Origin of the sequence: Acinetobacter sp. SA01 (assembly GCF_011319235.1) — a bacterium.
Taxonomy (GTDB): Bacteria; Pseudomonadota; Gammaproteobacteria; order Pseudomonadales; family Moraxellaceae; genus Acinetobacter.
The window spans coordinates 431,233-443,336 of sequence record NZ_WXXM01000001.1; the positions used below are offsets into that span (position 1 = coordinate 431,233).

Below are 12,104 nucleotides of genomic sequence, written 5' to 3' on the forward strand. Positions count from 1 at the left end.
CTACTGAAGATGAATCTGCTATTGATTCATCTCACGTAAACTTTGCAGTGGCGGAATATCACACAGATAACTCAAACGATAACGTCCAATCAGCGCGCACAGTAGCGTCATCAGTATGGGTAAAATCAGCCAGATTTGCCAGTGTGCCTGAATCAGCAAATTCATTTTATAACTGGCAATGGCACTGATGACTTCGGCAAACAGGCAAGATACGATTCCTGCCATGAATCCCATAAAACCAATTTCTAGGGTCATCATCTGCTTGAGCTTTTGTTTGGAACTGCCAAATGAACGTAGTAAAGCCACTTCACGTTTACGCTCATCCATCAACAGGTTTAAACAGGCTATTAACACCAGAATACCCGAAACACTAACCAACAGTGCCAGAATGGTAACAATTTGTACCAGCACATTCACCAGACGTTTGACCTCATCCAGAATCAGGCTGACATCAATAAAAACGGTGTTAGAGAATTGCTGAATCAGCGCAACCATCTGGTTTTTATCCTGTTCCGGTACATAAAAACTGCCTAAATAGCTGCCTGCATTTTCATCCATGGTTTTGGGGGCGAAAATAAAGAAAAAATTCGGACTAAAACTTTCCCATTCCACACTGCGCAAGTTCACCACTTTGGCCTGAATCTGACCTTCAGGCAGGCTGAAAGTCAACTGATCACCGATTTTGATGCTCAACTCCTCTGCAATTTTGGCTTCAACTGACACCTCACCGGGATGTTTCAAGGCTGCCGCGCCCTGCACGATGATATTGTCAGCCGGATATTCGGTGGTTTGGGTTAAATTCAGTTCACGGCGTAAAGAATTGTTGCTTTTGACCAGATCTGCTGCAAAGGGCTGATCATTCTTCGCCACCAATCGGCCACGAATATTGGGATATAAAGGCGTACTTGGCCATCCATGTTGCTTAATCTGCGCTTTGAAGGCTGGCATATCAAAGGGTGGCAGACCATACACAAACTGATTCGGTGTGCCTTCCGGCAATTGCTGTTGCCAACGTTCCAGCAAATCTGTCCGCAACACGGTCAACACTGTCATCAGACTCAGGCCAAGTGCCAAGGCTGTAATTTGAAAAGCTGTTTGATACGGCACCCGCACATAGGCTGAAATTGCCCCTTTCAGTTTTTTGATGAACTTTAAACAGCCCCAGATCAATACATAGAGCAGTGTACACAGCAATACAATCGCCCCCATCACCCAGGCAGTGAGCACGATATTTTCTGTCAATACGATACTGAACAGTGCCAAGCTGGCTGTGCCCATAATTAACATCCAGAGCATGGATTGTACTGACTTTTCTTGCTGGCGAATGACCCGAATCGGCGGGGTATTGAGCAATTGCCATAAGCTGGGCACAATAAATCCCAATAGCACCACGGCACTGGTCAGCATGGCAATCGGTAATGGTCCCAGCAGCATCTCTCCTGCTGAAAATGCAATCTGTAAATTTGGAATCAGTTGCAGCATCAATTGCAGCAAACCGTAACCCAAAGCAACACCCACCAGACTGCCAATCAGCATGGCGACCAGCAAAACCACGGCTAGCAAAGTAAGATAGGCATTGAGAATCTGTCCCCGTGTCGCACCGATACAACGCATCAATGCAATATTGTCCTGATTTTGTTGTACATAACGCTGGCTGGTCAGGGCAATCGCAATCCCGCACAGCAAAATGGTCAAGATATTGCTCAGCTGCAGGAAAGTATCCAGATTGGCAATCGGTTTCATTAAACGGGTATTACCTTCGCTGGCATTTCTTAACCTGAGGCTATTTTGCTCATCCTGCGTTGGTGCATCATGTGCTGCTTTCGGCAAGGTCGCGTGCTGCTGTTGCTTAAAATCTTGTTCAAACTGCTTGGTTTGCTCTGGATCACCCGCCATTAACAAACGATACTCGGCACGGCTACCCACCTGGATGGCATTGGTTTTGGCGACGTCGCTACCGGAAATCATCACCGTCGGTGAAAAACCAGAAAAGCCCAGTTCCTGATTGGAATCATGCACAATTTTTGCCGTGATCTTAAACTGACCATCTGCAATATTGATTTGGTCACCCAATTTAACATGCAATAAATCCATGGCACGTGGGCTCATCCAGACCTCACCGGGCTGGATGGTTTGGGCCTGGGGCAGCACCCGAAGCTCGCCGCGTAAGGGAAATGCCTGATCGATGGCTTTGACATTAACCATGACAAATTGATCATCGGTACGCGCCATTGAACTGAAAGCGGTGACTTGGGATAGTTGCAGTTTTAATTGTCTGGCCTGATTCTGCCACTTTTGTTCCAGTGGCTGATTGTCGCTCAGCACCAGGTCAGCTGCCAGCATTTCTGCGGCCTGTAAGGCTACGGCATTCTGAATCTGTTCATTGCTAAATTTCAGTGCAGTGGTGGCACTAATCGCCAGGGTCAAGGCAATAATCAGCAGATAAACACCACTACTTTTAAAGCTTTGCGTCAACAAGGGCCGAAATAATCGATTCATTTCAGTTCTCTCCCAAGCCATGTTCGATCAAATGACCATCGCGCAACTCAAAATGACGCTGGCATTGCTGGGCCAATGTTGAATCATGAGTGACCAGCACCAGCGTGGTACCAAACTCACGATTCAGCTGAAACAACAGTTGTTCAATTTCCTTGGCGGTTTGCGCATCCAGATTACCGGTCGGTTCATCGGCAAAAATAATTTGTGGATCGCTGATTAAGGCACGGGCAATCGCTACCCTTTGCTGCTCACCACCGGATAGTACTTTGGGAGTTTGCATGGCCTGACGTTCCAGGCCGACTTTTTTCAGCAAGGCCAAAGCCTTTTTTTCCGCTGCAGCAAAGTTAAAATTTTGCTGTAAGCGTAGCGGCAACATAACATTTTCAACCGCCGTTAAGTGCGGTAGCAGCTGAAAGGACTGAAACACAAAACCGATATTTTTTAAGCGCACCAATGCACGCTGTTCTTCATTCAATTCACCAATCGATTGCCCGCATACCTGCAATGTTCCTGAACTGGCCTGATCCAGCGTGGCCAGAATACCCAGCAAGGTCGATTTACCCGAGCCGGATCTTCCGGTAATCGCTACCTGTTCACCACAATAAATATCAAAGCTTAGATTTTCAAAAATGCTGAGCTCTTTTTGGGCAAATTTGATCTTTTGGCTAAGCTGCTGTGCAGAGATAATCACTTGTGGCATGATGGAATGGTCGCTATTAACGTAGGTCATAAAATTCCTATATGCAAAATCGCAATCTGAAAACTCTTGTATGGGCTTGCCTGGCCATGCTCAGTCTGGGTCTTAGCCCGGTCATGGCATCTGCGAAAACCATTATGATTGTGGGTGACAGTATTAGTGCAGGTTATGGCCTACAGGCAGGGCAAGGCTGGGTAGCATTATTACAGAAACGTCTAGACCAACAGTATCCGAAACAGCATAAAGTGGTCAATGCCAGTGTCAGCGGTGAAACCACCAGTGGTGCTGTGGCGCGTTTACCGAAATTGCTGCAAACACATAAGCCACATATTGTGGTGATTGAACTGGGCGGAAATGATGGTTTGCGCGGTCAACCACCGCTGTTGATTCAAAAAAATCTGGCAACTTTAGTGCAGCAAAGTCAAAAGGCAAAAGCAAAAGTGATTGTTTTTGGAATGAAGATTCCGCCCAATTATGGCACAGCTTATAGCAAAGCCTTTGAAAAAAATTATAAGATTGTCAGTCAACAACATAAGGTAAAATTGTTGCCGTTCTTTTTAGAAGGGGTTGCAGGCAAAAAAAACCTGATGCAGGCCGATCTGGTTCATCCTAATGCATCTGCCCAAAGCATCTTGTTGAACAATGCTTATCCCTATATAAAAGGCGCTTTATAAAGCGCCTTTTATGAATCCTGATTTTTACTTAAAAATCAAAGAAAACCACTTCACCCGTTTCAAGTGAATATTCTGCACCTACCACTTTTAATTTGCCTTGGGCAATTAGATTTTCCAATACCGCAGACCCGTGACGCAACTGATTCACCGATGCAAAAACGTTGGAACGTACCGCATGTTTAGACAGTTTATCCAGATCATCTTTAAGTTCAGTCTGCATTAAAATTTCAACTGAAGGACGTACTCGGTTGACAATCGACATCAAGTTTGCTGATGGTGGAGCTGCTGGATTGGTCAAAGCATCAATGGTGGAATGAATGGCACCACAATGCGTATGACCCAATACGATCACTACAGGGCAATGAAAGCTTTCTGCTGCAAATTCGACACTTCCCACTTGAGATGGCGCAACAATATTACCCGCTACACGAATAACAAATAAATCACCCAGCCCCTGATCAAATACCATTTCAGCCGGTACGCGGGAATCTGAACAACCTAAAACAATCGCAAATGGGTCTTGGCTTTCGGCCATTTCTGCGCGCTGTTGGTGAGTCAAAAGCTTCAAATGGGTTGTTTCACCGTTTACAAAACGCTGGTTCCCTTTTTTTAAACGATCCAAAGCTTCTTCTGCTGTTAGCATGCTGGTCTTCCAATGTTTTAAGTTGCAATATTTTAATGCCATCAAAACCGAAAGTCACTTGCAAAAAACATAGCTCTACAGTTTATAATGACCTGAGAAAATATTTTTATTTAGCTTCAAAAAATGACACGGTTCACATTTTTAAAGCTTTCAGGTTACCGAGTTCAAAAAACAATTCAGTGACATTTCTTTAATAATACTTACAATAAACTACAGACATTTTAAAAAAATTAAATGCTGTCTGAAATTAAATATTTTTATTCCTGATTTATAAATATTATCGTCATGAGTCTTCAAGGATGATCGTCAATGACACAGCCTGGTTCAAATTTTGCTCGATTTGTACGCAACCTCTGTTTGGTGAGTGCCTGCTGTTTTACAGGCATGACTATGGCTCAAAACAATAAAGTGAATATAGAAAAAATAAATTTACAAAACTATCTGATCCAGGAGCGCAGTGAAGCGGGTTTAAAAGCTAAAACCATTAAAGTCGGTGAGATTACCTGGGCCTATAATGAAGGGGGTTCACGGCAAAAACCGACCATTCTGCTCATTCATGGTTTAGCCGGAAATCGCGACAACTGGAATCGGGTGGCTCATTTTTTAACGCCTTACTATCATGTGGTGATTCCCGACTTACCCAATAATGGTGAAACCAGAACACCTGAAAATTTTGATGCTTCTGTACCCAATGTAACAGAAAACTTGCGTCGTTTTGTCGAAGCCATTGATGTCGAAGATAAGTTGAATGTGGCCGGACATTCCCTGGGTGGATCGATTGCCACTGTGTATGCATCACAATATCCGTTTGATACGCAAAGCCTGTTTCTGCTCAATAGCGCCGGTATTTATACCCAGGCCAATACCCGTTATTCTAAAGATCCGCTGACCCTGAAACAGCTGATTGTGTCCAAACCTGGCGATCTTGAACAGGTGATGCATCGGGTCATGCAAAATCCACCCAGCTTACCTAAGGCCGTAAAATCTGCCCAAGAGAACTACCTGATTACTCAGGCAGCAAAGAATGGCAAACTGATTGATCAGCTGGTGGCACTAAACCGCATTTATACGCCAGAATCCTTTGCCCGTCTGACTCGAACGGTGGAAGCACCTACCCTGATTCTTTGGGGTAAACAGGACAAGATTATTAATGTCGAAGTGGCAAATGAATTAAAATCGTTATTGAAACGCGCCGAGGCTCCTGTCATTCTTAACAATGTGGGACATATGCCAATTTTGGAAGCAGAGCAGGAAGTGGCAGCACATTATTTACCTTTTCTTGCCAAAACCCAGAAGATGAAAAACCCGCTTGCGGATAAACTTATTCCATTAAATTAATTTTTTCGAGACAGTATGCAAAAACATCCGATGATTGAGCAGTTAATTGAAGCTCATCTTGACTTTTTAGAACAAGAGTTTTCACATACTGCCACGATTGAAACCGAATTCCTGAATTTTTATCAATGGTTTAGAAAACAGCCACTGCAACAGATCTGGTCCTTTGAGCAAATTAATACACTTTTGCAAAAGCAGATTTTAGCCACGCCAGCGAGTAGCTTTTTGATTGAACAAATCGCTGAGCATCTGCATTTTGCCTTGGTTCATTCGCTTAATGAAGATACTAAAATCGCGGATGTCATTCCGGTTTTAACCATCGACAAAATTGCCCAATATGTCGCGGGCAAAAGTGATCACCGTCAACGCTTGATTAAAAAGGTGGTCAATAATCCTGCTTTTTCCGCCATGATTACCCAGCTCATTCAGCACTCCATTCAAGACTATATGGATAATTCAGTCATGGCCAAACGGGTGCCTGGCGTGTCGCGTTTTATGAAAATGGGCAAATCGGTGTTAGAAACAGTGACCGATTCAAATCTGGATGAAACCATTGCACATTATTTGCAAAAGAATATTTTAAAACTGAGCCAAATGAGTGAGCATGTTCTGAATCAGCACTTTGATAACGAAAAGCTCTATCATTTCCAGGCCAACCTTTGGCATAAAGTCAAGGATATGCCTTTAACGGTACTGAAAAATTATATTGAAGTTCAGGATCTCGGTAACACGGTGAATTTAGGCCATGAAATCTGGGATCACATCCGTCAAACGGATTACCTGAAACAGCAGGTTCATGATGGTGTCTATGCCTGGTATATCCGCAATCAGGAACGCCCTTTTGATTTATTACTGCGTGATCTGAATATTGATGAAGCCCTGATTCAACATGAATTGCAGCAGTTGCTGGCACCTGTCGTGCAAAAACTGGTTTCATCTGCCTATCTACGTGAACGTGCCAGAGCCTATTTAGAGAAATTTTATTATGCCGAAACTGCACAGAAAATTTTAAATCTTGATGCTTAATAAGAACTATATAAATAAAAAAGTCGCATGATGTAGCTTTCTTATCCCCCATATAAAAAATAACCTCCATTCTGGAGGTTATTTTTTGAAATTATTCGGTCTTATTTAAAATAAGCACCTTCGGTGTTGCTGTGGTCGGTTTGGTCAACCACACGCATCAATTCAGGAACATGCTGTTTCAAGGTGGTTTCTACACCCTGTTTTAACGTTAAATCAATTGATGAACAACCCTGGCAGCCACCACCAAATTTCAGTACTGCAGTTAAACCGTGTTCTTCATCTTCAACCACTTCAACCAGTGCACAGTTACCACCATGTCCTGCAAGTCCCGGGTTAATTTCGGACTGAAGCACATAAGTGATACGTTCTTCTACCGATGCATCCGGACCGACACGTGGTACTTTTGAATTAGGTGCACGGAAGGTTAATTGACCGCCAAAACGGTCTTTATTGTAATCAATTACAGCATCCAGCAAATACGGAATTGACGGAGTATCAATAAATGCCGGGAAATCCGGGTAATCCTGTTTATAGTCGGTTGGCACAACTTCGTCAGGTGCACTATATGCCATGCAACATTCAGCACGTGGCGTACCAGGATTTTCCACAAAAACACGCACCCCAATACCGGGTGTGTTTTGCTTTTCTAACAAATCCTTTAAATACTCTTGAGCAGTCGGAGTAATCAATAAGTTTGGAATCTCTTCTACAACTGCAGTGCTGGTGTTCTCAGTCGACATAACAATTTTTCCTCAAGCTGAAGTGTCCATTTTAACTGAAGATGCGGGGTAATTTCATAAATTCAACTAAAATTGTCGGATTTATTGTGAAAGTTCCACTTAAGCTGCCATTTAATGGCATTATGAACGATAAATTTTGAAATGTAGAACTTGCTTTTATGTTGGATTTACCTTTTAACCATACCGTTACACTAATTCTTATTACCGTTATTATCTCGCTGATTGCATTTTCAAACCAGAAAGTCATGAGCCGACTCATTTTCTGGCCACCCGCGATGCAGCGTGGACAATATGATCGTTTTATTACCCATGGTTTTGTGCATGCAGATGGGACTCACCTGTTATTCAACATGATTACCCTGTTCTTTTTTGGCAGCGTGATTGAAAGTTTTTATCGGCAATATATGTACGATCTAGGCTTTGTGCTATTTTATTTGGGCGGGCTGATTGCAGCAATTATTCCAAGTTATTTAGAACATAAAAATGATCATCGCTGGGCCAGCTTGGGTGCCTCTGGTGCAGTGTCTGCGGTCCTTTTTGCCTATATTCTGTTTGAACCGTGGAAATTGATCTTTGTGTTTTTTATTCCCGTACCGGCGATTATTTTTGCCGTGCTGTATGTCGCTTATAGCGTCTGGTCAGGTAAACGCGGCAATTCCAATATCAACCATAGTGCACATTTATGGGGCGCAGCTTATGGCGTAATCATGACCATTATTATTGAACCACGGCTGATTGGCCACTTTTTAAATAAATTGATGCAATTTCCTTTTTAAGGATACTGAGAAGGATAGAATCACCCTGCATATATGCTTAAAAAATTGCAGGTTTGCTCAATAAGGCATATTGCTAACATTTAACTATTTAGGAGCGCAATGCTCCTTTTTTATTATTTATTTCCAAAAGAATATTTACATAATTTTGTCATTAAATGCTACCCCTCAAATCAATTTGGCATAGATAATGTAGACATCTGTATATTAATGCGCAAAAAAAAGAGATCTTTTGCATGTCCACTTCATTAAATGGTCTTCAATTCCCGATTAATCCCACCAGCAAAAAGGCCAGTACCTCACAAACAGGCAAAGAAATTATTGCTGAAGCCCTGTCTATAGTCGACAACAAGTCATCGATGTATGCACTTGCCGAAAAAAATTGGCGCAAGAACTATCCGATTTACTTCAAGGCTTTGGTGGAACAAGGCATTCACACCATCAACAACTCTATTACTATTGCCAAACAAGGCTTGCATAAAGCCCATCATAGCTTTGACTTTTATCGTGATGGTCAACGCTATTTATTGAAAGACATCATGAAAGATGTTGATACCGCCACCTTGTATACCATTCAGCTCAAAGGTGAAAGTGATGCTGCACCAGAATGGTATGTCCCTTATAAAGGGCAAAAATTACAAGGCCAGGCTTTACTGAATCAAATCCAGATCTGGCAAGATGCAGGCATTATCGAAGGCAGCCACGCCGATGCCCTGCGTACGGCACAGGCACATCCGGAATGGTTTGATCTTTCTGACCGTACCATGGTGCTATTTGGTGCAGGGTCTGAAGCCGGTCCGCTGACCTGGCTGGCACGCTGGAAAGCCAATATTGTCGCAGTAGATTTACCCAATACCCAGGTGTGGGACAGAATCCTCAACACCATTCAGCAAGGAAATGCCACACTTTATGCGCCTTGCACGGAAAAACTGGCAGAAGATACCTCAAGCACAGTGCTGAAAGAAAAATTAGGCGCAGATTTACTCACCCAAACCCCTGAAATTGCCCATTGGTTAAGCCAAAGTGAACGTCAGCTTGACCTGGCTGCCATTGCCTATCTCGATGGTGAAAAGCATGTCCGTGTTGCCATGGCCATGGACAGCATCATGGAATATGTCAGTGAGCAAAAATCGGATACCAGTTTGATGTTCATGTGTACACCAACCGATGTCTATGCCATTCCGAAGGAAGTCGTTGAAGCATCTTACGACAAGTTCCAATGTCGTTCCAAAGTCCGGCAGCTTATGAGTAAAGGCATTTCAGCCGTTACCGCCAAGCGTTTTTTCCAGCAGAATCTACATATGCTCATTCCTTCCGACAATGGTCAGGAATATGGCATTGCGGACTGTCTGGTGGTCGAGCAAGGCCCAAACTATGCTTTGGCCAAACGGATCCAGCAGTGGCGTGCAACACTGGCGCGTCATTATGGACAACGGGTCAGTATCAATATTGCGCCGTCTACCACGACCCATTCAGTGACCAAAAATCCGTTATTGAAAGCGGCCTTCAATGGTGCAAGCCTGTTCGATGTGGAATCTTTTAGCCCTGAAACCACCAATGCCTTAATGGCTGCCTTATGGATTTATGACCTGCGTCATCCAGAGTCGGTTGCAAACCCGGAAACCCATCTGGATCATCCGCTGGAACTGATGATGAAAGGCGCCAACCATGGCGGATTGTGGCGTGTGCCTTATTTGGCACGCACTGCTCTGCCTTTTGCCGCACTGTATGGCTTTGCCAACGAAAAATTACCGATTAAGCGAGTGTTAGGCAAATTTAAGAAATAAGGGTGGATTTTTCTCTCTTGATGAATATTTTTATTGTCCTCTCATTTTAGTCCCTCTCCTTCTAAGGGATGAGTATCCTCAGAATATATTTTGAGTACGCAAGGGAGAAGTCATTTTTTACTGTACTAAAAGGTACATATATTAATAAAACCCTCCACCTAACCTCCGCCCAAAGGGAGGAAGAACTTTTCTCTTTTTAAAAGATGATTAGTTCTGCTCATCCAGAAAGAGTTTATTTTTTTAAAAACCAAGTATTCATTAGAAACAAAAAACGCTGCAATTGCAGCGTTTTTTGTTTCTAACAGACGTCCTAAACGAACTGTAAGAATAGCCAGTACAAACCACCAGATAAACAGATGGTCGCTGGTAAAGTGAAGACCCATGCCGATAAAATCGTACGTACCATTTGCAAATTCAAACCTGATTTATTGGCTACCATGGTACCTGCAACTGCACTGTTCAAAACATGTGTGGTTGATACAGGCATACCAAAACCATCTGCTGCAGCAATAGTAGTCATCGCAACAAGTTCGGCTGACATGCCTTGACCATAAGTCATATGGTTTTTACCAATACGTTCACCTACAGTGACTACAATACGTTTCCAGCCCACCATCGTACCCAGACCTAATGCCAGGGCAACAGCCACTTTCACCCAGGTTGGAATGTATTGAAGGAATGAATCCAAATTTTTACGATATTCTTTAACTAACTTGCTTTGATCTTTTGACATTTCAGGAAGCTGCTCAGCTTTATCTAAACGCTTAAATGCAGTCGTGCTGAGATACATATCATTGCGGATCGCAGAAACTTCAGCCTCTGGAATAGTGTGAATATCATCATATTTGGCAACACGTTCGCCTAAATGATCTGTCAAGCTCGCTAAAGCAGGAACCACTTCAGGGTTCACTTCTTTGGTTTGAATATATTTGGTAATGACAGCACGTGCCTGAGCATCCGTAATATTTTCATGCTGCGGATAAATAGCAGTAGCCGTTTGCTGAGACAATTGCTCAAAAGACTGAATATGTGCACTGTCTAAATTCTTATTTAAAGAATAAGCCAAGGGCACACAACCAATCAAAATCAGCATAATCAAGCCCATGCCCTTTTGACCGTCATTTGAACCATGCGCGAAACTCACACCAGTACAGGTGAAAATCAAAATCGCACGAATTAAAGGTGGCGGCGGCTTGTTACCTTCAGGCGGATGAAAGAGCTCTAACTGTTTACGGAAGATTTTTTTCACCAGTAAAAACAGGACAGCAGCAAAAGCAAAACCGATCAGCGGAGAAAACAGCAGTGCTTTGCCTACTTTCATCACCTGTTCCATATCTATACCGCTTGCGCCAGCGCCTGAATGAAGCAGGTAGTTCATAATACCCACACCTAAAATCGAACCGATCAGGGTATGTGAGCTTGATGCCGGAATACCCATGAACCAGGTACCCAAATTCCAGAGAATCGCAGCAATCAGCATGGCAAAAACCATGGCAAAGCCTGCGCCTGAACCGACATTCATAATCAGCTCTACAGGTAATAAAGCAATAATGCCGTAAGCAACAGCACCACTTGCCACCATTACCCCTAGGAAGTTACAGAAGCCTGCCCACATGACAGCTACAGGTGCAGATAAGGCATTGGTATAAATAACAGTTGCGACTGCGTTGGCCGTGTCATGAAAACCATTAACAAATTCAAAGCCTAAAGCAATTAATAAAGCAGTCGCCAAAAGAATAACGGAATATAAACTTAATGCTGGCACATGCGCCAAATCGGTCGAAAGCTGAAAACCGATATACACTAAAGTTGAAATAATAACCGTGAGAAACACCGGCATAAAAAATTTCGGTGTAGCAACATGCACATTCGTCGATTTCGCTGGTGCTGATGGCACCTGATCTTGGACGGGAGGAATATTAGAATTCAT

Annotated in this window: 10 protein-coding genes; 5 read left to right on the forward strand and 5 right to left on the reverse strand. The window is 43.2% G+C overall.

The genetic code is table 11. The features are described from left to right. Positions 1 to 18: 18 nt before the first annotated feature. Positions 19 to 2,499, reverse strand: coding sequence for an FtsX-like permease family protein (locus tag GTU69_RS02170; RefSeq protein ID WP_166167524.1), 2,481 nt, complete (start codon positions 2,497 to 2,499; stop codon positions 19 to 21). Between the two features lies 1 nt (position 2,500). Continuing rightward, positions 2,501 to 3,229, reverse strand: a complete 729-nt coding sequence (locus GTU69_RS02175; protein ID WP_166167527.1) for an ABC transporter ATP-binding protein — start codon at positions 3,227 to 3,229, stop codon at positions 2,501 to 2,503. Between the two features lie 11 nt (positions 3,230 to 3,240). Between GTU69_RS02175 and GTU69_RS02180 the strand changes: the two genes are divergently transcribed. Beyond that, positions 3,241 to 3,870, forward strand: a complete 630-nt coding sequence (locus GTU69_RS02180; RefSeq protein ID WP_166167530.1) for an arylesterase — start codon at positions 3,241 to 3,243, stop codon at positions 3,868 to 3,870. Positions 3,871 to 3,898: 28 nt separating this feature from the next. Here the strand turns inward: GTU69_RS02180 and GTU69_RS02185 are convergent, their stop codons facing one another. Beyond that, positions 3,899 to 4,513: a carbonic anhydrase gene (locus GTU69_RS02185; RefSeq protein ID WP_166167533.1), complete on the reverse strand. Its 615-nt coding sequence runs from the start codon at positions 4,511 to 4,513 to the stop codon at positions 3,899 to 3,901. A 384-nt stretch (positions 4,514 to 4,897) separates the two neighbouring features. On the opposite strand from GTU69_RS02185, the gene GTU69_RS02190 reads away from it, so the two are divergent. Continuing rightward, a complete protein-coding gene (locus tag GTU69_RS02190) occupies positions 4,898 to 5,851 on the forward strand; it encodes an alpha/beta hydrolase (protein ID WP_240921576.1) in 954 nt (317 codons plus the stop codon). A 15-nt stretch (positions 5,852 to 5,866) separates the two neighbouring features. Next, positions 5,867 to 6,874 carry a hypothetical protein gene (locus GTU69_RS02195; protein WP_166167539.1) on the forward strand — a complete coding sequence of 336 codons (1,008 nt, stop codon included), beginning with the start codon at positions 5,867 to 5,869 and terminating at the stop codon, positions 6,872 to 6,874. Between the two features lie 101 nt (positions 6,875 to 6,975). On the opposite strand, the gene nfuA is transcribed toward GTU69_RS02195, so the two are convergent. Next, the gene (gene nfuA / locus GTU69_RS02200; protein ID WP_086195944.1) at positions 6,976 to 7,614 is read right to left on the reverse strand and encodes a Fe-S biogenesis protein NfuA; all 639 of its coding nucleotides are present in this window, start codon (positions 7,612 to 7,614) and stop codon (positions 6,976 to 6,978) included. Between the two features lie 158 nt (positions 7,615 to 7,772). Here nfuA and GTU69_RS02205 point away from each other — a divergent pair, with 158 nt between their 5' ends. Together GTU69_RS02205 and GTU69_RS02210 are read left to right on the forward strand one after the other, a co-directional pair. After that, on the forward strand, positions 7,773 to 8,390 hold the full coding sequence (locus GTU69_RS02205; RefSeq protein ID WP_166167542.1) for a rhomboid family intramembrane serine protease: 618 nt from the start codon (positions 7,773 to 7,775) through the stop codon (positions 8,388 to 8,390). 233 nt (positions 8,391 to 8,623) lie between these two features. Continuing rightward, positions 8,624 to 10,174, forward strand: a complete 1,551-nt coding sequence (locus GTU69_RS02210; protein WP_166167545.1) for a hypothetical protein — start codon at positions 8,624 to 8,626, stop codon at positions 10,172 to 10,174. 310 nt (positions 10,175 to 10,484) lie between these two features. Here GTU69_RS02210 and GTU69_RS02215 read toward each other — a convergent pair whose 3' ends face one another. Continuing rightward, the gene (locus tag GTU69_RS02215) at positions 10,485 to 12,104 is read right to left on the reverse strand and encodes an inorganic phosphate transporter (RefSeq protein ID WP_205683423.1); all 1,620 of its coding nucleotides are present in this window, start codon (positions 12,102 to 12,104) and stop codon (positions 10,485 to 10,487) included.